This window comes from Halalkalibacter lacteus (genome assembly GCF_036663595.1).
Lineage (GTDB): Bacteria > Bacillota > Bacilli > Bacillales > Bacillaceae_D > Halalkalibacter > Halalkalibacter lacteus.
Map to the genome: position 1 here is coordinate 1 of NZ_JAWRVL010000024.1, position 25,913 is coordinate 25,913.

The 25,913-nt window shown below is 36.8% G+C and carries 20 protein-coding genes and 2 pseudogenes; 7 read left to right on the plus strand and 15 right to left on the minus strand.

Features of this window, described 5'->3' with window-relative positions:
- Window positions 1–107: 107 nt before the first annotated feature.
- On the minus strand, window positions 108–1,061 hold the full coding sequence (locus SAZ04_RS16045) for a DUF4367 domain-containing protein (protein WP_332697059.1): 954 nt from the start codon (window positions 1,059–1,061) through the stop codon (window positions 108–110).
- A 1,976-nt stretch (window positions 1,062–3,037) separates the two neighbouring features.
- Window positions 3,038–4,319: pseudogene (locus tag SAZ04_RS16050) on the minus strand (IS110 family RNA-guided transposase).
- A 306-nt stretch (window positions 4,320–4,625) separates the two neighbouring features.
- Here SAZ04_RS16050 and SAZ04_RS16055 point away from each other — a divergent pair.
- Together SAZ04_RS16055 and SAZ04_RS16060 are read left to right on the plus strand one after the other, a co-directional pair.
- Window positions 4,626–5,147: pseudogene (locus SAZ04_RS16055) on the plus strand (LLM class flavin-dependent oxidoreductase); the annotation flags it as partial.
- 529 nt (window positions 5,148–5,676) lie between these two features.
- A complete protein-coding gene (locus tag SAZ04_RS16060) occupies window positions 5,677–5,946 on the plus strand; it encodes a hypothetical protein (RefSeq protein WP_332697061.1) in 270 nt (89 codons plus the stop codon).
- A gap of 560 nt (window positions 5,947–6,506) precedes the next feature.
- Here SAZ04_RS16060 and SAZ04_RS16065 read toward each other — a convergent pair.
- From SAZ04_RS16065 to SAZ04_RS16100, 8 genes are all read right to left on the minus strand, one after another.
- The gene (locus SAZ04_RS16065) at window positions 6,507–6,743 is read right to left on the minus strand and encodes a luciferase domain-containing protein (protein WP_332697063.1); all 237 of its coding nucleotides are present in this window, start codon (window positions 6,741–6,743) and stop codon (window positions 6,507–6,509) included.
- A gap of 79 nt (window positions 6,744–6,822) precedes the next feature.
- Window positions 6,823–7,437 (minus strand): FMN-dependent NADH-azoreductase, encoded by a 615-nt coding sequence (locus SAZ04_RS16070; protein WP_332697065.1) that lies wholly within the window; start codon window positions 7,435–7,437, stop codon window positions 6,823–6,825.
- Window positions 7,438–7,484: 47 nt separating this feature from the next.
- Entirely contained in the window at window positions 7,485–8,861 is a 1,377-nt protein-coding gene (locus SAZ04_RS16075; protein ID WP_332697067.1) for an MFS transporter, read from the minus strand.
- 85 nt (window positions 8,862–8,946) lie between these two features.
- The gene (locus tag SAZ04_RS16080; RefSeq protein WP_332697069.1) at window positions 8,947–9,537 is read right to left on the minus strand and encodes a TetR/AcrR family transcriptional regulator; all 591 of its coding nucleotides are present in this window, start codon (window positions 9,535–9,537) and stop codon (window positions 8,947–8,949) included.
- 338 nt (window positions 9,538–9,875) lie between these two features.
- Window positions 9,876–10,337 carry a 2-thiouracil desulfurase family protein gene (locus SAZ04_RS16085; RefSeq protein ID WP_332697071.1) on the minus strand — a complete coding sequence of 154 codons (462 nt, stop codon included), beginning with the start codon at window positions 10,335–10,337 and terminating at the stop codon, window positions 9,876–9,878.
- A 232-nt stretch (window positions 10,338–10,569) separates the two neighbouring features.
- Window positions 10,570–11,277 (minus strand): DNA alkylation repair protein, encoded by a 708-nt coding sequence (locus tag SAZ04_RS16090; protein ID WP_332697073.1) that lies wholly within the window; start codon window positions 11,275–11,277, stop codon window positions 10,570–10,572.
- Between the two features lie 504 nt (window positions 11,278–11,781).
- Window positions 11,782–12,555 carry an APH(3') family aminoglycoside O-phosphotransferase gene (locus SAZ04_RS16095; RefSeq protein WP_332697075.1) on the minus strand — a complete coding sequence of 258 codons (774 nt, stop codon included), beginning with the start codon at window positions 12,553–12,555 and terminating at the stop codon, window positions 11,782–11,784.
- Window positions 12,556–12,602: 47 nt separating this feature from the next.
- Window positions 12,603–13,208: a hypothetical protein gene (locus SAZ04_RS16100; RefSeq protein WP_332697077.1), complete on the minus strand. Its 606-nt coding sequence runs from the start codon at window positions 13,206–13,208 to the stop codon at window positions 12,603–12,605.
- Window positions 13,209–13,404: 196 nt separating this feature from the next.
- Between SAZ04_RS16100 and SAZ04_RS16105 the strand changes: the two genes are divergently transcribed.
- The 4 genes from SAZ04_RS16105 to crcB all read left to right on the plus strand — a co-directional run bounded on the left by SAZ04_RS16105 (window position 13,405) and on the right by crcB (window position 15,398).
- A complete protein-coding gene (locus SAZ04_RS16105; protein WP_332697079.1) occupies window positions 13,405–13,614 on the plus strand; it encodes a YolD-like family protein in 210 nt (69 codons plus the stop codon).
- Between the two features lie 386 nt (window positions 13,615–14,000).
- A complete protein-coding gene (gene sda / locus SAZ04_RS16110) occupies window positions 14,001–14,180 on the plus strand; it encodes a sporulation histidine kinase inhibitor Sda (RefSeq protein WP_332697081.1) in 180 nt (59 codons plus the stop codon).
- Between the two features lie 421 nt (window positions 14,181–14,601).
- Entirely contained in the window at window positions 14,602–15,018 is a 417-nt protein-coding gene (locus tag SAZ04_RS16115; protein ID WP_332697083.1) for a fluoride efflux transporter FluC, read from the plus strand.
- Window positions 15,015–15,398, plus strand: a complete 384-nt coding sequence (gene crcB / locus SAZ04_RS16120; protein WP_332697084.1) for a fluoride efflux transporter CrcB — start codon at window positions 15,015–15,017, stop codon at window positions 15,396–15,398. The genes SAZ04_RS16115 and crcB overlap by 4 nt, the downstream gene beginning before the upstream one ends.
- 85 nt (window positions 15,399–15,483) lie before the next feature.
- On the opposite strand, the gene SAZ04_RS16125 is transcribed toward crcB, so the two are convergent.
- Both SAZ04_RS16125 and SAZ04_RS16130 read right to left on the minus strand, forming a co-directional pair.
- Window positions 15,484–17,928 (minus strand): transglycosylase domain-containing protein, encoded by a 2,445-nt coding sequence (locus SAZ04_RS16125; RefSeq protein ID WP_332697086.1) that lies wholly within the window; start codon window positions 17,926–17,928, stop codon window positions 15,484–15,486.
- Window positions 17,929–18,087: 159 nt separating this feature from the next.
- Window positions 18,088–19,536 carry a DEAD/DEAH box helicase gene (locus SAZ04_RS16130; RefSeq protein ID WP_332697088.1) on the minus strand — a complete coding sequence of 483 codons (1,449 nt, stop codon included), beginning with the start codon at window positions 19,534–19,536 and terminating at the stop codon, window positions 18,088–18,090.
- A gap of 537 nt (window positions 19,537–20,073) precedes the next feature.
- On the opposite strand from SAZ04_RS16130, the gene SAZ04_RS16135 reads away from it, so the two are divergent.
- Entirely contained in the window at window positions 20,074–20,886 is an 813-nt protein-coding gene (locus tag SAZ04_RS16135) for a LysM peptidoglycan-binding domain-containing protein (RefSeq protein ID WP_332697090.1), read from the plus strand.
- Window positions 20,887–21,121: 235 nt separating this feature from the next.
- On the opposite strand, the gene SAZ04_RS16140 is transcribed toward SAZ04_RS16135, so the two are convergent.
- The 3 genes from SAZ04_RS16140 to SAZ04_RS16150 form a co-directional block, all read right to left on the minus strand.
- Window positions 21,122–22,297, minus strand: a complete 1,176-nt coding sequence (locus SAZ04_RS16140; protein WP_332697092.1) for a TraB/GumN family protein — start codon at window positions 22,295–22,297, stop codon at window positions 21,122–21,124.
- A gap of 163 nt (window positions 22,298–22,460) precedes the next feature.
- The gene (locus SAZ04_RS16145; RefSeq protein ID WP_332697094.1) at window positions 22,461–22,694 is read right to left on the minus strand and encodes a hypothetical protein; all 234 of its coding nucleotides are present in this window, start codon (window positions 22,692–22,694) and stop codon (window positions 22,461–22,463) included.
- Window positions 22,695–22,789: 95 nt separating this feature from the next.
- Window positions 22,790–25,912, minus strand: coding sequence for an efflux RND transporter permease subunit (locus SAZ04_RS16150; protein WP_332697096.1), 3,123 nt, complete (start codon window positions 25,910–25,912; stop codon window positions 22,790–22,792).
- Window position 25,913: the final 1 nt, after the last annotated feature.

Here is a 25,913-nt window from a genome sequence, read left to right on the forward strand (position 1 = left end):
TAGCATGTGTAAATTCAGTATATCATGAGATTATTAATCTTTTTATTGAAAAATGTTGACAAACTATTAGCTGGTTTTGTTTAAGTACATTTCTTCACAATCTCATTTCACTTAAAAGATTTAGCTATTTTCAAAAGGTCATCCTCATCCAAAATTGAATTTTCATAAACATTGGTACTTAGTGAGTAATAAATCTCATTTTCATTCCACATTAGCGTCACGTCCATATATTCATAATCACCAATAATTGCTGAACGTCCTATATAACCTTTATTGTCGTTTATCGAAATCTCTTTTAGTTTGTCATGGCGTTCTAACAGTTCCTTTTTCATGTTTTTATCCGTAACTGTCAAAATCAAAGGTGTATCCCAGTCAAATTCTTTCTTATTACCTGAATAACTAATAGTGATTATTATTTCATTGCGGTCTTGATATATTTGTGCGTTATTAAAATAAACTCCATCAGGTAAATTAGAAGGTAATTTAAGACCTAAAGGGGAATTTTCTAGAACTTCCTCGATATTGTAAAATTCCTCAAAACTATGGTTACTATAATCACCTGTAATTGTTAAATTTAAGCTGAAAACAGCTAAAACTAGAACAAATAAAGTAATTAGCCTTTTGGTATTAGGTTTTAATTCTTTATTCAATGTAGCCTTATATAAAATCATTGTGTTATAAAAAACAAATGCAGTAGTAATCCCGAAAATAAGACTAAATGTTAAAATGGAAAGAAAAAAGATATTTCCTAAATTCAGAACTATTCCATATATGAAAAATGAAATAAACCCTACAAAACAGTAGATGATGAGTTTAAATAAGTACCCGTGAATATTGTAATATTGAATTAGCTTCTCGATTAACAAGCTTAATGGAACCCAAGCTAAAATGAAATATGGGAATGTACCTGCAAATAGATGTGGGAAAATATAAAAAGCGAACCAAATATCTGTACTCAAATTTATTATTTGAGTTAACAATACCTGGAATATGGCATAAAAAAATGAGGAAATTAAAGCAATAGAAATTAGTGTTAATATTATCTTGATTTTATCTACCACCGTTACATCACACCTTTATAAATTATAAATCCTTCTTTTTAGGGTGTCACAACAGGAAAATTCTTAAACTTAACCTGCACGTTACAAGAAGAAGTGACTACACTTTTTGAGCAATCGTTAGCAATAGGTAAGCGTTTGAAGTGATCTCCAGCTTTTCCCCTGCTCCACACGGAACGTGACAGTTTCCCGTCATTCCGCGCTCCATCTAGCGATCTGTACTAGACTATAAGTTCCTCGTTACCCTTAGACAAGAAGGTGTCTTAAGTCTTCCTGCTAAAAGCTCGCACTGTGGAAATCCCCACGTTCCTACCCGATCGGCGCGATGAACGCTTGGAAAATAATCATTCCATTTCACTAGACTTGGGGCTGTTCCTCCACTCCCATTACAGAAGATTCTACGGTCATACCCCTACCCTCACAAGGATGAATGCTTTTTAGCTTGTGCCTTATAGCAAACGTTTTGGGTGACAGCCCTTGATTCAACGTTCCTTGCTTTCCAAGTACCTTACAACGTAGCTATACATTCTAGACGTAGGTGCTTCCTGTAAGCCTGTGAGCTGGATACCGCCGTTGTTCGGTATAGTGTCTTTCAGAGGGTGCATTTTTACTAAACACCACTCACCCCATCGTTGGATGGCACATAGGTTTTCCCTATGTTCTAACTTTAGACCCGTACTTTCAGAAGTTCGTCAGTTCCTTTCTGCGGAACATTCTCACCCTATCTAGTTTTTCAGCCATGCGGCATATCGGTTGGCATACCTTCTCCATTGAAGTGGCTCTAGCCTTCTTTCTGCCGAATCTACCTGTGCTTCACACCCCATGACCTGTCAGTCAAGACGCATGCAGGAGTATTGATGGGATAGTTTCTGAAAACATGGTTCCATCATTCCTATCCTCCGTTGTAAAGTTGAAGTTTAAATCTAATAAACTTCCTGTCTTTCACGCTGAATAACGCTTATAACAGAACTTGTCGCGCGCACCCGTTACTTTAATAAGAAAATCTGTCACATAGAAAGTTTTTTCCTTTCTCCCTTTAGTAAGTTCGTTTACTTTTATTGATTTAGGTGTGACATCCGTCTATACACGATTTGCCTACTCCACATATGTTATTCTTGAATACACAGAAAAGGAGAGATTTCATTGAATTATCAATACCAACCTGAAATGAATCCTAACGACCTACAACAATCTAATTACATCGATGCTTTTAATAGACAACAACCTTATGGACAGCCCTATGGACAGCCTTACTATCCCCCTCGACCTCCACGATGTCGCTGGGTTCGTGAATGTAGATGGGTTTTCCGTTGTCGCCCAATAGATTACTTCTCCCCATATGATTATGATAACAACTATAACAACTACTAATATGGTATGGGCAATTAATTAAAAATAAAATAAACAAAGTGAAGTCTATCCTTTTCACCAATTTGATTTAAACAAAGTTGTTAGTTTCCGTTAATATAGGTTTAAGTTTATAAAACGAGTTGGAGAGTCTCTCTCCAACTCGTTTATTCTTTATGATTTTAAATGTATCATCCTCAACTATTCTCCCTCTATATAGAAAGGTAAATCTCTCGATTTCTCGTGTTTTCTCATGATTTCATAGTCATCCATTTTTAATAAACATTGATAACATGGAATAAAGTTGTGTATCAGGTATATTTTGGATTAGAGAAGCAAAAAAGACTGTAGGTACCCAAACCACCTCTATCCAAAAGGTGGATATTTAGCTAAAGTATGGTTGCACTGGTGGATGTCTACATTTCTCATGGAGGTCAACCCTCCCATATCTCGCAGAGTCTATGCTCCAAAATTCCTTCGTCCAACCTTTCCATGAGGTAGATGTCAGTTATGCTGCCCGACAGGATCTATGTCCGTATTTTAGTTGTGTTACTGACTAATCCGTGCTTCAAATGTCTATTAATCATTGAGATTAATTACTATAAAACCTTGATCTATACGTATCTAGAATTCTAAGCTACCTTTGGCAATTCAGCCATATGAGGAATATCCTTCAACATTCTTTCTTCACTAAACACAAACTGCTTCTTACCTATTGCAAATAACACTCGTATCAACTTATTACATAAAGCAATCAGTGACTGCATCTTTTTTAAAGGGTTGTCAGGACGTTTTGTATAGTATTCATGTAAAGCTTTGAAAGCAGAATTCTTAGCTACAAGGGGCATGACAACTCTAAACAAAAGGGCTCTTAGGTTTTTCCTGCCTCTTTTGGTTATTCTGGTTTGTCCCTTATGTTTGCCTGATGTGTGTTCCATCAAGCTTAATCCTGCAAGTTTAATAATTTGCCTTGGATGTGAGTAGTACCGTAAATCTCCTATCTCTGCGAAGAATCCAGCAATTGTATCTTTTCCAACACCAGTAATCGCTAGCATTTGGTGTACACCTGGTATTTGTTCTAATAGCTCGTCCCTTTTAACCTCTAATTGTTCAAACTTTTTTGTAATGAGTTCATACTTATCTAACAATGTGCTTAACTCTAACTTGGCCAAATTTGAACCCTCACGGATTCCAATGGAAATACTGGCCGCCTTCTTTAATTCTTTTATTCTACCTATACCCACTGCACGTTTCGCTGCTTTTCTAATATGAGCTAATAACTCTTGATCAGGGAACTAACTCATGCGGTAGTAGATTCAGTTTTAATATTTGCAGAGCTGACAGCCCTTCCCAATTCTTGAAAACTGTTAAGAATTCAGGGAAATATCGATCAACCCAATTATGGATTTGCCCTTGTACTGCTTGTAGATCGACAGATAGTTGATCACGTATCTTTCTTGCAATTCTAAGATCGGCATATATTCCTTCTGGAATATTAGGTTCAGCGTATCTCCCGTCTTTCACTAATTGAGCAATGACCTTTGCATCTTTCACATCATTCTTTGTAGGGGAATTATCATCTAATTCCTTTGTCTTCTTAACATGCGCTGGATTGACCACCACTAACTTGAGATCAGTTTTCTTAAGATAATGGGCTAAATTAAGCCAGTAGTGTCCCGTAGGTTCAACACCAATGATTACTTTATCCATGTTTTGTTGATCCCGAATCTCTTTAATCCATTCAACAAATCTATCGAAACTGTCTCTCGCATTTTCAAAGTATAGAGGTTTACCAAACTCCAAACCTCTGAAGTCCTGCGCACGAGCTACGTGCTTGAATTTCGCAATATCAACACCTATAATTAGTGTTTGAGAAGTAATTTGAGCAATTTTATTATTTTGGTTATAATTCATATTGAAGGCCTCCTGGTTTATATGATTTGTCCCTTTGCTGGCCAGCTTCGGACACTCATATCATACCAAGAGGTTATTTTTTTGTTCAAACTTCATTTTTAACCATTACAGGAATGCTGCCCGTTACTTTAAGTACATTCCTTCACAATCTCATCTATATTCAAAATAAATATTCAATTTTCTTTAAAGATTTTGTTCAATTATATGGCCCTTTAGCTTAATTAAAATTATTTCAAATTTTGTAATATTACTCAATCACTTAATCCATTAAATATAGAAAAAGCACGTTCAATGAAGAACGCGCTTACGAATGTGCCGGTTCTAATTTTAGGTTCTTCAACGGATTCAGCTAAAATCGCTGCCAATCTAGGGTTGCCTTATGCATTTGGTGCTCAATTTTCACCGGATGTGATGGAAGAAGCACTCGCTATTTATCGAGAAAATTTCCAGCCGTCTGCTTGTTTACAAGAGCCTTATGTGATCGCTGCCATTAATGTGATTGCAGCGGATTCAATGGAAGAGGCAGCGTTGATTTCTTCAAGTCATTTGCAAGTGTATATCGATATTTATACAAATAATTTAAGTCAGCTTATCCCACCTACTAAAGACTTTCTTGAATCGTTATCACAAGTTGAATTAGAAATTCTTCATCATCGCCTAGGATATACAATCATGGGCGATCCAGAAACTATCCGTCGGGAAGTAATCGAATTCCAACAGACGTACCAAGTAGATGAAATCATTGTCATATCCAATATCTATGAACCAAATAAGGAAATTCATTCATATGATACCTTTAAGCAGGTTATTAATGCCTTATTTGAATAAAAGGCAGCACTTCTATAAATCTGTATAATTTTGATGGCGTATTGAGGGGGCTGCTGTTTTGTATAGTGACGAGAGTTATTTATAGAATCTTAAAATGCCTTAAGTTCAAAAGGATATTTTTCCTCATAGACAATGTAAAATAACATATGGCAGCTTATTACAAGTAGGGTCTATTATAACCGCAAAGTAAGAGAGGGGAAGAGCGATGCTGAATAAGCACTGCTCTTCCTCTTTTGTCTGTAAAAGTGTACTTAAACGGACGGGGTGAAGAGAGTTCCAAATGAACAACCTTAATTTTGTTAAGTAACAATAAAGTTATTTAAAAAACGCCAGTCATGCTATTCAACAAACGGGCCTTTAATGGAATAAGACTTCCAAACAATACTGGGTATTTATGTTAATATAAGTCTGGGATTGTGAAGAAATGTAATTAATCTATAGAAGCATATAGCGGAAGAAGATTAGTACATTTGTGTCAACTATTTGGGGTAAGTTACTAATGCTTATTTCTCTAAAAGGAGACTTTTTTATGATTTTTGAAATTATTGCTGGACTACTTGGAAGTATCGGACAAGATAATTCCTTAGACACAAAGAAGATAGACAAACATATTGAAGAGTTAAGAAAATATAAATGGTTCAATGAGTTATATAGTGATGAAAAGTATCATCGTTTATTTTGGGGGAACAGGAGAGTGAGGAAGTTTTTACAAAGTCGGTTTCTAACTAAAAGAATGATAAATAATTCAAATGCTCAAAAGTCTTTTAAATCATTACTGGATAAGCTATCGATTAAATAGTAACGGTGAGCGTAGTATTTTCTTTTTTTGATGGGAGGCTTTTAATGTGTGACCTAATTGGTTTAGGTATTGGACTGTTTTTTCTGTTAATTGGCGGATTTTTCTATTATTTTAATTCAAAAGATGAACCCAAATTTTTAAAGCTGATTTCACTTTTCTCTTTTGAAGGAGTGGCAATTCTTCTGGGATTGCTAATAACCCTAATATCCATTCTTTCAATCTTAGGTATTGGAACTGGGACTTGTGAAAGTGATTTCTTAAACTAAATGGTGCTTGGTTTTATAAGTGCAAGCTGGCTTCGACAGTCTTTGATCTTCCGTAATCGGGCGCGATTGCTGAAAAATAAGCATTCGCTTTTTACTAGGCGGATCCGAATAGTTCTATAAATGATTGGATGTAAATAATTAAGAAACCCAGCTAATCTTCTCATGTGAAGGTAACTGGGTTTTTAATGTTGGATGTGCAAAATAGCACTTAAAATAAACGCAAATTAACTCCAAAAGTCACAGTATAAGACAGTTTCAGATAATATTGGAGCTAGCGATGTGTTTTGATCGATTTCAAGTAATCCAAAAACTTACCCAGTCCGAATTGGGAAGAATATGATGTGGTTCCGCCAGTCTTGCTTGAATGAGTTCATCTCTAACGGATTTAGGAAAAGGAAAGTGCAAGCTTTTCGCCATGCACATGTCTAATTCTTTATTTTTATAACGAAATTCCACTCCCCCAAACCGAGGTGTATGCTCGCTTACACCGTCCATGCTAAGAAGTTCCTGTCTTAACGATTCGAGTATCATTCCCCTCACCTTTCTTATTAAAAATGCTTTATAAACAATTGATTTGGTATTGATATGGCCTATTGAAATAAAACAAATGTCAAAATGTTTTTGCAGCTTGTGCTGCTTTCTGAAGTCCTTCCTCAATAATAGCTTCACTTTGATCAGGAAATTGATTATGCCCTTCAATGACAACAGTTGTGATGTCTGTTATACCAAAAACGTTCAAATGATTCTTAACAAAGCTTACGGTCATTTCAGAAGAATCTCTCTCAGCATATACCCCACCTCTTGCGTTTAATAAAGCCACTTTCTTATCTGGTAATAGACCGACTAATCCTTTAGCTGTATACTTAAATGTTTTACGTGGGTGATGCATATAATCCAGATAGGAATGTAGAACGGCAGGAACAGTTAAGTTCCAAAGTGGAAAAGCAATGACCACTTTATCAGTTGCGATAAACTGTTCTAGGTACTTAGTGACAATATCATGTGCCGCCTTCTCTTCCGTTGTGAGTTCCATTCCCTGAGATGATTTGAAATTCCCACTAATCATTACATCACCTAAATAAGGTAATGTTTCTTTATATAAATCGAGTTCAATCACCGAATCATTGGGATGTGAAGCTCTATAGCTTTCCAAAAATGCATCATACAATTTCCCAGTAACAGATCCTTGACGATTATTCGCTTTTACAAATAAAGTTGTTGTCATTTAAATCTCCTCCAAATAAAATGATAGTAAAACTAGATAAATTAACTTCAACCCTCCAACTGAACGCTTTTTCTCTTTGCTCTTCCAAACTGGAAATAATAAAACAACAGAATGACTACATGTAAACCAGCAAGAACGAGAAATATATTGCTGTAAATGATGCCGTTTGGATAGATATTTGCCGCGTTCCAATAAACATCGGAGCCAAGATCCACCATCTTACCGTAAACCCCAGAAGCCATTCCCCCTGAAATAAAATTCAGCATCGATAATAATCCCATTCCCACTCCAGCCTGTTCCTTCGGTAAGGCCATAGAGACTGAATTGGACATAGCAATCATCATAAAGGATTGCCCCACATTACCAAAAATCAAAAAGATAGCAATGAATACTGGAGAAATTCCGATGAAGGTTGAAAGTAAGACAAAACAGGTCAATAAGGATCCAGATGCAACAAAAAAGAGATACGAATTCCCTTTCAAGTCTGCCAGTTGACCGCCTTTTCTACCTAGAATGGCCGAGGCTACTGCAGCAGGTACCATCGCAAAACTGATCCAGCTAGGTGGCAGTTGATGTACATCAGCCAAAAGCAGTGGACTTAGAAAATAAAGGGAAAAACCAATTCCGCTTATTAGAAAAGCTATCGTTATACTGAGAGTATAGCTCTTATTTGTAAAGAGCCCAGGTTGAACAAACGGTTCAGAAACAGAACGAATTCGTGCTATGAACAGCGCTAAAGCAAGCAATCCGCCAATAGCAAACCACCACGTTCCACTCGTAACGCCTAGTAGTAACAAGGTCACAGTAGTGGCCAGAAAACCACCACCAACCCAGTCAAGTTTTCCGGGATCCCCTTGTTCATCCCCCAAATTTTTACGATAAAAGGGCAACGTAATTAAGGTGAGTAGAGGGATACAGAATAACCAGCGCCAATGAGCAACACTTACAATTAATGCAGAAATAACCGGACCGAGAGCACTACCAAGAGCCAAACCTACAAACGCCGTACCCATAGCTAGACCTCTCTTCTCAGGAGGAAAGTAGCGCAATGGGATAAGCATAGCTGTTGCTGGGATAGCAGCAGCTCCTACTGCCTGCAAACACCTTCCGACAAGCACCATCCAGAAAGTTTGGGAGGCGAGGCCGACTAGTGAACCGACAGCAAAAAATAACAATCCAAACGTCAGCAAATTTTTGAGCTTGTATCGGTCTGCCAACTTCCCGTAAATGACTGTTCCTATCCCGTAAATCAAAGCATAAGATGAAGTGACCCAGCTTACCTGAGCAGTGGTGAGATCAAACGCTTTACTAATTTCGGGAAGTACGAAGTTGAACATCAATACGCTCATCGCTGAAAGGACAAGTGTAAACATCACAATGCGCATTAATTTCTCTCCAGTCTGTTGAGATACTTCCTTTTCCATTCTCTATAACCGCCCTTCATTTAAGTACTATTTAAAAAAAGATAAATGACTGTCTGCGCTGACTGTCATATTGTTGGTGAAAAAACTAGGGAGTTAAAGCCCTAGTGAATGTTTGCACACTCTCCATTATAAATGCCTCTAGGCACACGGTTGGAAAGTTATCATTGGAATCCAGGTTGTTCATAAAAGCGCCGAAATTCAGCATCATAAACGACAACGCCTGTAGCTCTGGGTCTGTTCGAATCAGTTTTCCTTTTTCATACATAGCCGTAAAATAATTTGTCAAAATTCCCAGAAACTGTCGCGGGTGCTTTTGTGTTCTTTCTCGAAACCCGGGCAAATTACCTTCCTCCTTGATGCTGATCATAATCATTTTTCGGTTGTGGTTCATAATTTCATGATATGTTCGGCTGATCAGGAGTAAGTCTGTTTGTAATTCCCACGCAAGCTTCTCGTTAAAAAGGTATTGCATCTCTTCGGCATAATGAAAACGGTCAAATGCTATTTCAAGAAGATTTTGCTTGCTTCCGAAGCGACGAAACAGCGTCTTTTCACTCAAACCTGCAGCAGCAGCGATTTCCTGGGTAGATACACCATTGTAGCCTTTCTCCGCTATTAGATCGATCGCTGCTAACAGCAGCTTATCATCGTTACTTAAATTATTACTGCTGCTCATATTCTCCCCCCTTCCAAATATACTGTCAGTACTGACTGTCGTTTGGTTTCATTCTAATCCAGCTGTTATAAATTTGTCAAGGGTGAATTTCACTTTTGGGAAGAAAAATATTAATGACCATCGGTTTTCTTACTTTTTTGAACCATTGCGATGTATCATTCTAAACGGATAATAGTGAAGAAAATTCAAGAAGCGAAAGAAGTTTTGGCTGTAACATTATATCGATCTAAAACAAGAGCAAACCAAGTAAGGTTTGCTCTTGAATATGATATTATAAAATAAGCCTTATTATAATTATTACTATATGCAACTAAAGCGCCCATTGAAGATAAATTATATTATTCATCGAAATTATCGGCAAGCTTTTCTTCTGAAATTACTCGTAAACCGTTTCTTTTTAATAAAGCAGTTGTAACTCCATTCCCAGCAATTTTCTCCCCTATAAATTCACCATTATAAATCATTGAACTTCCACAGGATGGACTATACTCCTTAAGAACAACTACTGTTGCATTAAAATCTTTAGCTTTTTTTAAAGTTGTGTAAGCTCCTTTTATGTATTGTTCCGTAACGTCTCTACCTGATTTCTCGACTACTTTAGCTTTCCCATCCAATACATCTTCCCCGTTACCACCTATTATTTCAGCAGGTTCTCTGGGGGTTAAAAAACCACCAAGCAATTCTGGGCATACAGGTATTGCTTTATTCTCTTCTATTAATTTACTGATCTTATGATCTAAACTATGCGAACCATTATATCTTACCTCTAACCCCGCTAAACAAGAACTCACTAATATCATTGATAACACCTCAATTTAATAGCTTATGACCTTGTACAACTACTCCCCGTTAATTTTAATTGAATAACATAAAGCTTCGATTTATTCTCTAATAATTCCTTCTCTTATTCAAGAATATGGCCCGATACATAAATAAGACACTTTCCCTTGTTACAGAAAAGCGCCCGATCGTTGAATAGCCACCTGTCCTTGCTTGTCAGCAACCTTCGAATGATGTATTGAGCACTCTATGCTAACACCTTACATTTTTGCGTTTGAAACCAAGCCGCCCTCTATCTATATCCTTTTGAATATTTTCGGAAGCAAGCAGGATACTGCTTTTTTTCTTGCCCCGCCTGATTTCGACTGGCCCTACAGTGTTAGCGGTTTCAACCGCCTTATCATGGAGCGGCAAATATGAAATCCCGACTGTGTAAATAAAATTATTCATAGCGGATTTCGTTCGATCAGGAGAATCGTGAATCGTATTTTCCACCTGATCAAGCATACTGGCAATCTTGCTGGCGCTAAATTCAGCGTCCGGGCGATTACCCAAAAGCCAGCAGTAACAGCTCCAACCTGCCGACATTCTAAGTTCTTCACCGCTTGAGATCCATTTATCGGCAACAACTTGCGCAAATTCGGTTTCTGCCAAAGTTACTGCAACCAGAAAATCTGACAGCATATAAAAATACGCCGCATCCATCCAACGCTCAAAATCTGCCTCAGTCATTGTTATTGGGTCGGCAATGATGCCGGCAAAATACATGGCATCGTAGTTCCCGGTGGCGTAAAGCTGATCGGCTAAAGGCTGATTTTTCTTGATTTTCTTTGCGAGGGGCTTCATTGCGCCTGTAGACACCCCAAAAAGCGGCTCGTGTGCACCATTGCTTATGTAAGTCTTTTTAATTCGTTCCTTGCCGAGCGCTTCCAGTTCCTGCATAACCATTTCGAAATCCATCGTTTTGCACTTCCTTCCTTTATAATCATACCCACTTCATTGTAACCATCTAGCTGGATATTCTTTATCAAATAATGCTTTAACTTGATGTAAAAGCTCAAAAGCAGCTTGCCATTCCAAAGAAGTTAGATCATCCCAAACCATTGACCTAATCCATTCCTTCTATAATTTTCATCTATTACAACATCTAAAAGCCATAAAAATACAGCTTTGTCAGTAACAACCCCTTGCAAAACCAATTTGTTTATCCTTGTGATACATACAAAAGAAATAGAATTTTTAATACTTTTTTCAACTGTTTCTTTTGTTCTATCTGAAGCCCAGTATGTTTTCGACAACATATGTTAAACAGTATCTAAATCTATTAATAATATATCATCACATATGATAAAATCATCTTTTGTCCACTTCAATGCTAAATCCTCCATTAAATTCTATATATCTATTCTCTATTAATTTTCTTTTTATTGCCAAAATACCTTTTTCAACATGACTCCCTATATATTAAAAAAACTCATCCATGAGTTGATAGTAAAAGATTTTTGATTCGTCTAATTCTTTAACACCATACTCCTTAAGGAAAATAGGAATATGCTCTCTGCCAAAATTATAGGAAATACTTCTAATTGCCAAAGCTAAATCTTGATATCTGTCGGAAACTCCTGCTCTCCCCCAATCAATAAAACCACTTACTTTCCCCTCATCTATAATAATATTTGGTAAGCAATAGTCACCATGAGTAAAGACCAAATCTTCAATTATTGATTTTTTTGAAATGAGTTCATCAAAGAGTTCCTTTGGTTTAAAGCCTTTTCTTACCTCATCAAAATTTCCTTCATCAACTAGTCCATTTTCAACCCTTTTTCTTGCCTCTTTAATTTTAATATCCAATTTTTGATTAAAAGGGCAATTTTCGATATTTAAACTATGTACTGTTTTTAGCCCTGATGCCAATAGTTCCATTAAGAAAGATAATCTTGCTTCATATGATTTATCCGAAGCGTTAATACCTTTTATTTCTGTTATCAATAAGTATTCGTTTGTTTCATCCTTGTCATAATAAAGAACCTCTGGTACAGACAACTTCCCCTGTAACCACTCTAATTTTTCTTTCTCATGATTCAGGTTTTCAATGGAAGTATTGGGCTGTATTTTAAGGTATTGATTATAAACAGGGCCTTTCAACAAGAAAGTCTTAGCATCTGAATGACCAATTGTAATTTGTTTCCATGAGTATCCATTTATCAATCTTGCTAAGCTTTGTGGAACTTCTTTCATTTATGTCACCACTTTCACAGACTTACTCTTCTTCAAAATAATTATTTCTACAAGTAATTATGCAATCCCTTCTTCAACTGATCGTCTATTAGTGTACAATAAGGCCTTATTCCAGAAAATGGCCCTATAATGGAACAACATATTTGGTAATTTTGATCAAACTTTTTCAAAATGAATTGAAGAGATCTTATAGCCACCTCATTCATTTGCATCATTCTGCCTGTCACTTGCATTTTTAGCATGTTGCCAAGTGAACGTTTTTTTAAATCAGAAGCAAGTGGGCCTAGCTGTTCAGTCTTCCACTTCTCTAACTGCACCGTTAAAGGTTCTTCTTTCCAATCACTATCAAACAATAAACGTTCTGGTCTCTTCAGGGCACCTATCAGTTGTTCGTTAGTCTCGATACCCCCTAGAAATCTCTCAACGTTTTCTTGAGATGAAAAATTCAAATCAAATAAGTGTTCAAAGTGTGATAGAACATTGTCATTTGAGGCTTCTTGTAACAGTGCCAATTCATTGTCATCAAGATAAATTTCATCGGGAGCGATAATTACGATTGGTACATCTACATCTGCCAAAGCTAAATCTTTATACTGCATTACATTTAGTACATGTTTTGCTAAATAATAGAATGCTTTCTCAGCTGACATCATCTTAAAAAACTTAATTGTCGGTTTTAATGAAACCGCCTTGAACTATTTGATATGACAGATGGGACAAGCTGATACATACATACAAACTAAATTCGACCTTTTGCAATTAAAATGCAGGAGGTTTTTATTATGACGTTAAATTGTCTTTTCTGTTTCTTGAATGTGAAAATTGACGATTTGTAAGAGGAAATTGATAATGCTGATAATAGTGAAAAGATGTAATAAACTCCCTCTACCCCTAATGGGATGTGAGTGTTCCTATTGGAATAATGGATTTTACAATGAACTTGTTGGTGTAGTTGACAAAGTTGATATTCTAGCTAACCGGATTAAATTGAGGTTTGGCGATGATTTTGAGTATAATGCAATTGATTGTTTAAAGAGTGTGGAACGGTTAGATTCCTAAGTTCCATCTGCAAAGTCTTGTGCGTGTTAAGCTGAGCCTTTTTGTTTAAGGTTTTTAATCATCCATATATTAAATTCAATTTCTTCGTCTTTTAAGTCTCGTTTTAATTTTTCTTCAAAATACTTTGCTAGTTTATCATATGTCATTAGAAAAACTGTTTTTTTCTTTAATAATAGCACTTATAACAATTAGTCAACAATTTTGGTGAATATTTCGACTTTTTAGGTGCTTACTGTATATTTTGTCGAAAAATTAATAATTTTTTTTTTACTAATTCGGTTTATTAATATGACTTAAATAGTTAAAATAATTACATATACTACCATGCCAGTTTAAGATAAAGATAAATATATAGTAAATGAAGATAGATAAAAGGAGGTAAGCATATGTTAGACCTGTTAGATGATGAGTCTTTATTAGAATCCTATTACGAAGCCATTAAACTAAACTTAGATATAGAATTTATTTCAATTTTAAAAGATGAGATTAAAGAAAGAGGACTATCTGAAGAGTTAAAAGGAATATCAGCGATTGATCGTCACAATTTTTCACTTATTATTGATTGATCTTTACTAAGCGGTTTTTACGTGAATAATAATTACATTTACTGCATAATATTAAAAATACATGGTTCTAAATAGTGAACAACATCTCGCGATTGATATGTCTAACCATGTGTTAAGCCCCCACATGATGGAGTGAGGGCTTTTTATCATTTTTTCAGCTTTGGACCACTGTCGAATTTCACTTCTAGCTCGTCTACATTATTTTGGTTCAGTTGTAATATGAATGCTCCCATCACTTAATTCCCTTAAAAAATTTGAAGTAGGGGTACTCTCAGCAACTTATTTGTTTAAAAAAGTACTAGAAAGACTCATTTTATTAAGAATGTCACTGTTGTCTCTTACATTAATCGTCAATTACACTATTAGAGATGATACAGTTATGATATGGTTGTCGTTTAATCAATGAAAGTGAGGAATGCTTTTGAGTTCGAAATGGAAGAATTTAATCGCCATTGGCATTGGTGCTGCCATCGGTACAATCAGTCGTTATTGGTTAAATCTCCTAACATTAGAAACAGGATATCCGTTTGGTACCATCATTGAAAATCTGTTTGGAAGTTTTCTTTTAGGGTTTCTGACAGCATGGTTTCTTGTTTTTGTTCCAAAGGAGTGGGTAAAAACTGGGTTAGGGGTAGGGTTATGTGGTGGATTTACGACAATGTCCACACTTGCAGCGGATTCAACCTTTTTATTTCTTACATACACACCTTTTGAATCGGCCATATACGTTTTGGGATCTATGCTAGGTGGTATTTCACTAGCATTCATCGGTTATCTAATTGGAAGATTTTTAGCCAAGAAAATGAAGCAAAGACAAACAGAGGTGAATCCAGGGTGAATCTTTTCTTACTCGCAATTGGCGGCTCTATTGGTGCGATTTCACGTTATTTATTAGGTTTAGGAATCATGAAACGGTATCCTACTCCTCCCTTCCCAATTGCTATGTTAATTGTAAACTTGCTTGGTTCAATAGGTTTAGGTGCTTTCTTTGGCCTTTATTTTGGATTGATTCCTTTAGGGGCTTATGAAAATCCAGTTTATTTGTCAATTGGGATAGGCTTCTTTGGGGCATTCACAACATTTTCAACTTTTAGTGTTGAAGCAACACAACTTTATAACAATAAAAAGTGGAAAAAGCTAAGTACATACGTTTTGCTAAGTATTTTTGGTTCGATTATTTGTTTTTTGATTGGATTTAATATAGGGACATTATTATAAGTATGAGGACTTTCATTACTCTATCCCAAAAGAGGTGCGCTTATTTTTTTAACGCACCTCTTCTACTATAAAATAGTAACTAAATCTAACCTTCATCAGGATCAGATTCCTCTTCGTCTGTGTCATCTTCTTCCCTTGTATTTGTATCTTCTTTTTCCTGTTTTTTCTCCTCTTCTTTTTTATTTTTTTCTTCCGATTCTGAATCAGGTTCTTTTTTGTCTTCATTTGAATCTGGTTCTTCTACTTCTTCCACTTCTTCCACTTCTTCATCGCCTTCAGTATGCTCTGATTCCGGTTCTTTTGTCTCCTCTCGAGGTTTTTCATTTGCTTCTTCTTTCTTCTCTTCAGTATCCTTTTCGTTTACTTCGGCTTCCTTTTCTATAGAGTTTTCTTCTTCTCGTCTTTCACCGCGATTTGAATTTGATTTCTCATTATCATCTTCAGACTTCAATTGCTTCTTCTTCCATTCTTCTTCAACAAGGCTATATGCATCTTTAATCGATGTTCCAGAAACAAATAATTCCGTCACGATACCATCGTCGTGAGAACTTCCCGTTGCTCTTTTGCCTGTTTTTGTATCAATGGTGATTTCTTCTACAGTATCTGGCTTTTTGAAATCATGAGTTTCCTCATCTACCATTTTGACCATCACTTCTCTAAATATCTGTTGAGCAATTTGTCTGTCTTCTCTCGTTTTTATATAATTCTCTTCATTCACTTGTCGGTACCCTGTCCACACAGCGGCCGTATAATTGGATGTGTAACCAGCAAACCATACATCCGGTACACCTTCTGATATATTATATTTTTGCTTTGTTTCCTCATTAAAGTTTGTCGTACCTGTTTTCCCAGCTACTGCTACACCTTCAATATTAGCAAGTGTACCCGTTCCTTCTTCTACAACCGTTTGTAACATATCTGTTACCATGTATGCCGTAGAATCATTCATTGCTTCAATCGATTCAGGCTGCAGAATAATTTCTTTTCCATCTGGAAATACAACTTTTCTAATCGCATGAGGTTCATTATATGTTCCTTCATTTCCAAATGCTGCATACGCACCTGCAAGTTCTAACGGAGAAATTCCTTCTTTAAAGGCTCCAAGCGCATAGGATTCATAAAGAGATCCTTCTATCATTATTCCTACATTTGCGGCAAACTCACTCGCGCGATCCTGTCCAACTTCTTTAAACGTTTTTACTGCAGGTATATTCCAAGATTGTGTTAATGCTTCACGCATGGATACAATACCGTGATAATTCCCGTTATAATTATGTATTACTTGATCCGACCCTGTATAGGTTATCTCTTCATCTTCAATTTGCTGATATGTTGACCAATTTAAATATTCAATGGCCGGTCCATAATCTAGTATAGGTTTAACCGTGGAACCTGGTGAGCGTTGGATATTCATTGCATAGTTTGCACGACTCTTTCCTGGCTCCTGATTACGGCCTCCTCCAATCGCTTTGATTTCACCTGTTCGATTATCAATAAGTGCTACTCCTGCTTGAAAACGTTCATCTGGGTACATGACAAATTCATCTGAATTTAACACTTCATCAACATGCTCTTGTGCCTCTTTATCATAGGTCGTATAAATCTCAAGTCCCCCGTTGTAGATCATTGAAGCATCGATTTCTTCAATGCTTTCAAGTTCTTTATATATTTGATCCATAAAGGCATCTGAAATGTCTCCCTGGCTTCTTTTCTCTTGTACCATCTCTTCAACTGAGACATTTTTTGCCTCCTTATACTCTTCATCCGTTACAAATTCATCTTCGTTCATAACAAACAACACCGTATTGCGACGTTCCGCTGCCTGCTCCGGAGCTTGAAAGGGATCATAGCTTGAAGGACGTTGAGGAAGACCAGCTAACAAAGCAGCTTCTTCAATTGTTAATTCATCCGCGTTTTTTCCAAAATATGTATCTGCCGCGACCTCAATCCCATAAGCACCATTACCAAAATAGATTATATTTAAATAAAGTTCGAGAATTTCATCTTTGGTATATTCTCTTTCTAATTCAAGAGCAAGATAGGCTTCTTGAATTTTTCTCTTAATTGATTTCTCCGAAGTCAATAGCGAGTTTTTGACTACTTGCTGAGTTATCGTACTTCCCCCTTCTGAACCAAAACCATTTGTTATATTGGATAAAACCGCTCCACCAATCCTTTTTAGATCAAGACCTGAATGTTCATAAAAGCGGCCATCTTCAATTGCAATGAACGCATCTTTAACATGTTGAGGTATATCCTCAACTTTGATCGATTGACGACGTTCTCCATTACTTAAGGTAGCCAATGGTTCATCATTCTCGTCATACAGTGTTGATGAGTACGAAAAATTAAAGCTATCATCATCAATTTCAGGTGCACCTTGAACCAAACCATATAATTGAATGCTGCTTACTATCCCAGCAACAAGTAAACATAATATTAATATGATAAAGATTTTCAAGAGAAGATTTTTCTTTTTTTTCTTCACTTGTTTTTTTCCTTGCCTAGTTGTTTCATGTTCTTTCTCCATAAACCTCACCTCAGGACATATATAAACGATTACACTATTACATTCCCTATTTGTAAAAACTAAAACAAGAGAGCAGTCGCTGAAATGACCGAACCTATAACCTGTCATACTTAAATAAAAAAGACCGATTATGGCATAATCGGTCTTTTAAAGAATTGGTTACTTAATCGCCTTGCTAACTTTCAGTTTCTTTCCTTTGATTGTTGTTTGTTCCATCGCTTGTAAGACTAACGAACCTTTTCCATTAAGAATATCAACATATGATAACGTATCTTGGATCGTTATAATTCCAATATCATCTGCTGTTACTCCAGGAATGTTCGTAATCGTTCCAACAAAATCTACAGCTCGAATTTTCTTCTTTTTTCCGCCGGTGAAATGGAGTTTCGTGATATCTTTGTTTATTCTTTCCGTTTTATTATTTCTAACGACGCGGCGGCCATTAATTTTCTCTTCAAAAGCAGCTTTTCCTTTAACAACTTCGTAATGTCTAGGAGCTTCCTTTACAGGTATGTCAAAGCCGATGTATCTTTCAATGGCTTTAAGAAATTTCGCGTCATGAGGTGTCGCAAACGTAATCGCTTTACCTTTATTACCAGCACGGCCTGTTCTTCCAGTTCGGTGAACATAGCCCTCTTTTTCCATTGGAACGTCATAGTTTATGATAAGAGTCACATTATCAATATCTATTCCTCTCGAAGCGACATCGGTTGCCACAAGATAACGGAAGTTCCCCAATTTAAAACCATCCATAACGGCAAACCGATCTTCTTGTTCTAATCCTCCATGGAGTCTTTCACAAGAATAATTGGAGTTTTCCAATTCGGCAAACACAGTATTAACGTGTTCTTTCGTTTTACAGAAGATGATACAGCTATCTGGATTTTCAACAACCGTGACGTCTTTAAGCAACGGAATCTTATTATCTTCTTTTTTCACTTCGATTAAACTATGTTCGATTGAATTAGTTGTTACCTCAGTCGCAGCAATCTCAATATTAACAGGATCTTTCATATATTTATGACAGAGGTTCTCAACATCTTTAGGCAATGTAGCAGTGAATACCATCGTTACTTTGTTTGCAGGAATTTCTTTTATGATTGCTTCTACTTTGTTGATAAAACCCATATTCAACATTTCATCCGCTTCATCTATAATAAGATACTTTACTTGTTCTAAATCTAGGGTTTCTCTTTCGATATGGTCCATTACACGACCTGGCGTACCAACGACCACATGAGTTTTTTGTTTCAATTCTTCTTTTTGTTTCGCAAATGGCTCTTTTCCATAAACGGCCATAGCTTTGATTCGTTTAAACCTTCCAATATTCGTTATATCCTCTCGAACTTGAACAGCAAGCTCCCGAGTTGGTGTAAGTATTAAAACTTGTGGCTTTTTTTCCTCCCATTCAATCATCTCACAAATAGGGATACCAAAGGATGCCGTTTTGCCGCTTCCTGTATGAGATTTCACTACAACATCTTGGTTTTCCAAGGCTCTTGGTATTACTTCCATTTGAACTTCTGTGGGGGTTTCGTATTTCAACAAAGCAAGGGCTCTTCTAATTTCATCGCTTAATTGGTAATCGTCAAAATTTCTTTCACTCATGTAGTTACCTCGTTTTTTCTTTATTATCCGACTTATCTATAGGATTCTCTCAAAGCAGTATCATATGCAAAATCTGAATATGTTCATTATACCTTACATTTCCAACAACTCGACTATTATCTTGCATTCCCATACATTACTAGGTCCATTTCATAAGCTTTTTTCAAATTAAATTAGGTATTTTAAAAATATTGTGTTATGCTTCGTGTAACCATTTAACTATTTTAATACCTGTAACATGCTGTCTTTGAGGCTGACTAGAATATAAATGTCGGAGCCATCAATCCGAACATATGGACTTTGAGTTATTAACAAAAAGCTCTATATTCCGACTTTATAAGAGAAATCAATAGTCCGCCTCTTTTTCAAAAAAAATCCCAATACAAAAAAGGACTCTAATTTAGGGGTCCTTTTTTGTCTACTTTGTTTACGGTAGTATCTACTTACATTGTTAAATAGACAACTGTTCCCCCGTTGAGCATATTTACTCGTTCTTCCTTCATACATATAAATGACGACTAATATGGAGGGATTCACTTGACTATACAGCGAGGAACTCATATCATTCATACGGTTCAGCCTAACGATACAGTTTACAGCCTCTCAGTTCAGTATCAAAGCTCTGTCAATGCTATTACTCTTGCCAATTCTCTGTATCCACCGTTCACCGATCCTTATGGTCTATTTTTAGGTCAAGTGCTAGTCATCCCTAAAATTCTTTCAACTGAAACGCAAACATTTTATGTTATTCAACCGCGAGATACAATTGGATCTATATCAAATCATTTTTCAACTTATCCAGCACTTTTAGTAGGAATCAATCCTACGATCCATAACCCTGATTTCATCGTTCCTACCCAACAAATTCAAATCCCCGTTTTTATTTATAATGTTAATATTGGTGACTCCTTCTGGTCAATTGCTGAAAGAACTGGTGTATCTAAAGATGAAATGCTTCAAGCAAATGTCAATCGACTAAGTATATCCCCAGATCTTATTTTTGAAGGAGTTAACCTAATTGTCCCTTTTCCAATGTCTGAAAATATTGTTGTTACTCAGCCTTTTCCAGGGACAGTCGTTCGAGAAAACGAAGTGATAGGAGGCTTTGCTAGGGCTTTTGAAGCCAATGTACTCTATCGACTAATTGATGATAACAAGGTTATAGTTACGGAGGAAACATTTACAACCGCGGAGTCCGGGGCACCGTCGTATAGCCGTTTCAGAGACAGAATTCCTTTTGATACTCCTCCTTCAGCTACACAAGGTGAACTACAGGTCTACACGAGAAGTGCTAAAGATGGTTCCGTTCAGGATTTGGTTCGCACGAAAGTACTGTTTGAGAACTTGTAGTCACCAATAGGTTTAAAAGCAAAAAAGATGCTCCTCCTGTGTTAGAGGGCACTGAGCGTAGCCGTTGCCTTGTTTTAAAGCCCGCTATGAGTGGGTTTCTCATAGCGGGCGCGCAACGTGCGGAGCCATTGCCGCTTCCTCGATAGACTTTTTCAGTGACCTCCTGCGTTAGGAGAGCACCTTTTCAAGAAGATATCATCCAACACGGTACGATTCTCAAGTACTAATTTAGCGATTACCCGCCTAGTATGTTACGGAAGAACAAACGAATTACATCTGCCCCACCTATGATTGACCCTAATGTGCTACCTAAATTTGCTAAGACAACGATCAAGAGAATACGCGTTACTTTATTACTCCAAAACCCTTTTACGGTAAAAACATCTTCTGACAACGTTTCAAAATCTCTTACTTTTGGTTTTCGAATATATGCTTCTAAAAGTCCCGCGAACCACCCAGCTGCTAGTAATGGGTATAATGACGTAAAAGGAGCAACAACAAACGCCGTTATAACGGTAAGAGGATGTCCAAAAGCAATCGCAGTGCCAAGTGCTGCAAAGATGCCATTCCATAATACCCAGCTCATCGTTAGATCGACACCAACCGTAGGATTTGCATAAAAAGTATAACCAATTATACCAAGGATAAGCAGTGGGATTATCCATGCAATCATAATTGGAGCTTTCGACTTGGCCGGACGTTTGGATAGTGCTTTTAAATCATGATCTTTTTTAATTTCTTCTTTAATTCCAGGTACATGAGCTGCTCCTAAAACGGCAACGATTTTCTTCCCTGGGGCTTCTTTAATTTTCTGAGCCAAATACTGATCTCGTTCATCAATTAAAGGGACCTTTAATTTTGGAAAAGCAACAGTAAATTCACGAAGTGTGCTGTTTAACATATCTTGCGTCTTTAATTTTTCCAGTTCCTCTTCTGAGATATCATCGTTACTAAAAATACTATAAATAATTTCTAAAAGTAGCTTAGCCCTTCCGAAAAGTCCTACATTATGCCATATTCGGGCAAACGTTATTTGGATATTACGATCTGCCAGGACAATGGTCGCACCTGTTTGTTCGGCTGATTCAATTCCTTGAATCATTTCTTGTCCAGGTTTTATCCCAAACTGCTTTGCTAACCGTCTTTGAAAAGAGGATATGATAAGGTTCATTAAAAGAAGAGTTGCTTTCTTTTCTTTTATTACTTTAAAGATATCCATATCCTTCCAACTATTACCAGCCTTAATTGACTGATATCTCTGCTCATCTAATTCTATACAAACAGAGTCTGGTCGTTCTGTTTCAATTACTTCTTTCACTTGCTCCGCACTTTGCTTGGAAACATGGGCGGTTCCAATAAGGATAAGCTCCTTACCATCTAACTGCAATCTTGTAATATTCTCTTCTGACATAAAGGCCCTTCCTTTTATAAGTTCTTTAACCTAAACTATCCATAATCTTGTTTTTATGAAAATAATTTAGAGCATAAAACAATAATGACTTAGATTAGCATAAATTTCAATTATCTTTATCTACTTTTAGAAAATAGGTTGGTTTGACGCTAAAAAAACTTGACTATTTCTTTGTTTTAAGCATAAAGCTCAAATTATGACTCGCTTCCGTAACGCCTTGACGATTATCCAATGACTCGCTAACAGGTTTAAAATAGTCTTTCGTAAATGGCATTTCCTCTTCGTCGACTAATGTTCCGTTGTACCAAACCTTTCCTACTCCAATAAGGTTTTGTTCATCAAGTTCAATCAACATTTCTTGCGTATGTAACAGTGTAAATGAATTAAACTGTATCATTCGTAACCTCACTTATTTTCATGCATTTTTAGCCTAGATAATAAAGCAGAGGAGATAGTCCAAATTTGGACTATCTCCTCTTTTAAATTTATAAATTAACTTTCCTCTTGACCGACTTCATTCCTTCTTTTCTTTCTACGAGAAAATAAGCCTTTCCACCAATTCGTAAAGTTATCAGTATAAATATACATTACTGGTACAAGAACTAATGTGATAAATGTTGAGAAAGATAAACCAAACACAATAACTGTTGCCATTGGAGCTTGTAGTTCTGCTCCCTCACCAAATCCGATCGCCAGCGGTACCATTGCTAAAACGGTCGTCAGCATCGTCATAAGAATTGGGCGTAATCTTGTTGGTCCTGCCTCTAATATAGCTTCTTCTCTGGCTAGCCCACGTTCTCTTAGCTTGTTAATGTAATCAACTAAGACAATGGCATTATTAACAACGATCCCAGCCAGCATAATGACCCCAATAAAGGCCGGTGCACTTAACGGTCTACCTGTTAAGACAAAACCTAGTATTATACCGATAAACGTAGCCGGTAAACTGAACATAACAATAAAAGGGTACATGACTTTTTCAAATTGGAAAGCCATTACAGCATAGACAAGAAAGATAGCTAGCGCTAGCGCCAGAGACAGGTCTATAAACGCTTCCATCATCATCTCATAATCTCCACCAGTTTGATAATCATAACCCTCTGGGAAAATATAATGGTCTAGTTTTGTTTCTATGTCTGCCATGACGCTTCCTAAATCTCTATCCATAATATCGCCTGTAATTGATACTCCTCGTGTTTGATCTTGACGGTTAATAACAGTCGGCCCATCTGCTTGTACAAAATCAGCAATGGCTGATAGTAATACTGTATCGCCAGCAGGTGTTAATAAAGGAAGATTTTGTACTTGATTAAAGTTATCTCGAGATTCTTCAGGCAAAATAACAGTAACATCAATTTCCTGTCCATCCGTTCTCATTTTGGTCGCAACAACGCCTGTCACACTGTTCATAACTGTCTGCATGACTTCTCCGTATGATAACCCATATTGAGAAGCAAGATCACGATCAACATGAATTTGCACCTCTGGTCTTGTTTCTCCCATTGAATGCGTAACGTTTGTTGTGTCTGGCACCTCACTAATAATATCGCGAATATCATCTGCAAGTAAGTTAAGAGTGTCAAAGTCTTCTCCTCTTATTTCTATTTCAATTGGGTTCCCACCCATGCCATCACTTTCAAACGATCTAACAGTGAAGTCCATATCAGGAATGGTTTCTGCATATTCACTAAATTCTTCAATGACCTCGTTGGTCGTTACTGATCTCTCACTCGCTGAAACGAGACGGATATAGAGTTCTCCACTATTGGAGTCTCCTCCGTTTCCCAGTCCAATCATACCTCCTCCACCAACAGAGGTATAGACAACTTCTGTTACTCCTGTATGTAATAAATACTCCTCAAGCTGCGTGAGAGTTTCTCTTGTTTCCTCCAATGAGGTACCAGGAGGCATTTCAAAGCTAGCTGAAATTTCACCTTGATCAAACGCTGGAATTAGTTCAACACCGACGAATTTCACGCCACCTAAACTAGCTATCAACAAAAATAGTGTTCCAAATACAATCGTTTTTTTGTGATTGATAACCCATCTTAAAACAGAACGATACAGATTATCAACTTTATCAAATACCTTTCCAATATTAGCACTTATTTTCGCTAACCCTTTGGGGTCTTCTTCAACAATAATTTTCGGCAATAACAAGCCAGAAAGCATCGGAACAATTGTCAAAGCAACAATTAACGAAGCAATTAATGTAAAACCAACTGTTAATGCTAACGGCATAAACAGTTCAGCCGCTATTCCACCTGTAAACACGATCGGAAGAAAGACAACTAAACTAGTTAAAGTTGATGCTACAACAGCTGAGGAAATTTCTGCAGCTCCCTTTTTAGCTGCTTCAACGCGACTGTAACCTCTTTCCCGATATTTATAAATATTTTCTAGAATGACAATGGAACTATCTACTAACAACCCAATTCCTAATGCCAATCCACCTAACGTAATAATATTAATTGTCTGCCCAGCGAAGTAAAGCAATGTAAAAGCAGAAATTAATGCAATAGGAATGGCTAATCCAATGATTAATGTACTTCTAACACTTCTTAAAAAGATAAGAAGGACAAAAACCGCCATCACTCCACCAAGAATCATATTTATAACTACACTTTTGATCGAGTCATTGATAAATTCTGCAGAGTCCATTATTTTCGTTAATGTTACCTCTTGAGATAACTGTTGTTGAATTGTATCTAACTGATTTGTAACAGCTTCGGAAACGTCTACTGTATTCGCATCTCCTTGCTTAACGATATCGATGCTTAACGTTGGTTGTCCATTAACATAAGCTAAAGATGCTGTATCTTTAAACGTATCTTTTACTGTTGCGACATCAGAAAGCTTTACCGACTGTCCAGTTGGCAGAGGTATATTTATATCCTCAATGTCAGCGGTTGTACGAAAATCTCCTACAATTCGTAAAGGTACTTCCTGACCTCCACGCTCAACCTCTCCTGCAGAAGCACTCATACTTTCTCCACCAATAATCTGAGATAATTGAGATATTGTTAAACCATTTCGTTGTAACATAGTCAGATCTGGTTCAACGATAATTTCTCTTACTTGCCCACCTGTTAGTTCGACTTGAGCCACACCTGGAATCCGTTCCATTTGAGGAATAATCGAATCCTCTGCAATGTGAGTTAGTCTCGTTAGATCCATTTCCGCTGAAATGCCTATTTGCATAATTGGCATTTGGTTCGGATCAAAGCGCATAACACTAGGTGATCCAACACCATCAGGGAGCGCCTGACGAACCATATCAATCCGATCTCTAAGGTCTAACATGACGACATCTAAATCGGTATTAAAATCATACATTAATATAATGACCGATTGATTTTGGGCTGAGATCGATTGCATCGTATCTAACCCTTCAGTAGCACTTACGGCTCCTTCAAGAGGGCGAGTAACCAAATTTTCCACCTCTTGAGGGGCAGCACCATTATACGGTGTCATGACAACAGCAACAGGCAAATCCATATCTGGCATTAAATCAACCTTTAATCCATTTAAGGAAACTCCTCCTAATATCATCATTACAAGTGTAATGATGACAACACCTACCGGTCGCTTGACAGATTCATTTATCAACTTCAAC

Bases quoted from the DNA above. Each gene is read 5' to 3' on its own strand.
- SAZ04_RS16080 (WP_332697069.1), bottom strand. From the start codon at position 9,537: ATGAGCAGCAGTAATAATTTAAGTAACGATGATAAGCTGCTGTTAGCA.
- SAZ04_RS16130 (WP_332697088.1), bottom strand. From the start codon at position 19,536: ATGAGTGAAAGAAATTTTGACGATTACCAATTAAGCGATGAAATTAGA.
- SAZ04_RS16065 (WP_332697063.1), bottom strand. From the start codon at position 6,743: ATGATACTCGAATCGTTAAGACAGGAACTTCTTAGCATGGACGGTGTA.
- SAZ04_RS16100 (WP_332697077.1), bottom strand. From the start codon at position 13,208: ATGATGTCAGCTGAGAAAGCATTCTATTATTTAGCAAAACATGTACTA.
- SAZ04_RS16090 (WP_332697073.1), bottom strand. From the start codon at position 11,277: ATGGATTTCGAAATGGTTATGCAGGAACTGGAAGCGCTCGGCAAGGAA.
- SAZ04_RS16060 (WP_332697061.1), top strand. From the start codon at position 5,677: ATGATTTTTGAAATTATTGCTGGACTACTTGGAAGTATCGGACAAGAT.
- SAZ04_RS16075 (WP_332697067.1), bottom strand. From the start codon at position 8,861: ATGGAAAAGGAAGTATCTCAACAGACTGGAGAGAAATTAATGCGCATT.
- SAZ04_RS16095 (WP_332697075.1), bottom strand. From the start codon at position 12,555: ATGAAAGAAGTTCCACAAAGCTTAGCAAGATTGATAAATGGATACTCA.
- SAZ04_RS16125 (WP_332697086.1), bottom strand. From the start codon at position 17,928: ATGGAGAAAGAACATGAAACAACTAGGCAAGGAAAAAAACAAGTGAAG.
- sda (WP_332697081.1), top strand. From the start codon at position 14,001: ATGTTAGACCTGTTAGATGATGAGTCTTTATTAGAATCCTATTACGAA.
- SAZ04_RS16140 (WP_332697092.1), bottom strand. From the start codon at position 22,297: ATGTCAGAAGAGAATATTACAAGATTGCAGTTAGATGGTAAGGAGCTT.
- SAZ04_RS16070 (WP_332697065.1), bottom strand. From the start codon at position 7,437: ATGACAACAACTTTATTTGTAAAAGCGAATAATCGTCAAGGATCTGTT.
- SAZ04_RS16085 (WP_332697071.1), bottom strand. From the start codon at position 10,337: ATGATATTAGTGAGTTCTTGTTTAGCGGGGTTAGAGGTAAGATATAAT.
- SAZ04_RS16145 (WP_332697094.1), bottom strand. From the start codon at position 22,694: ATGATACAGTTTAATTCATTTACACTGTTACATACGCAAGAAATGTTG.
- SAZ04_RS16105 (WP_332697079.1), top strand. From the start codon at position 13,405: ATGCTGATAATAGTGAAAAGATGTAATAAACTCCCTCTACCCCTAATG.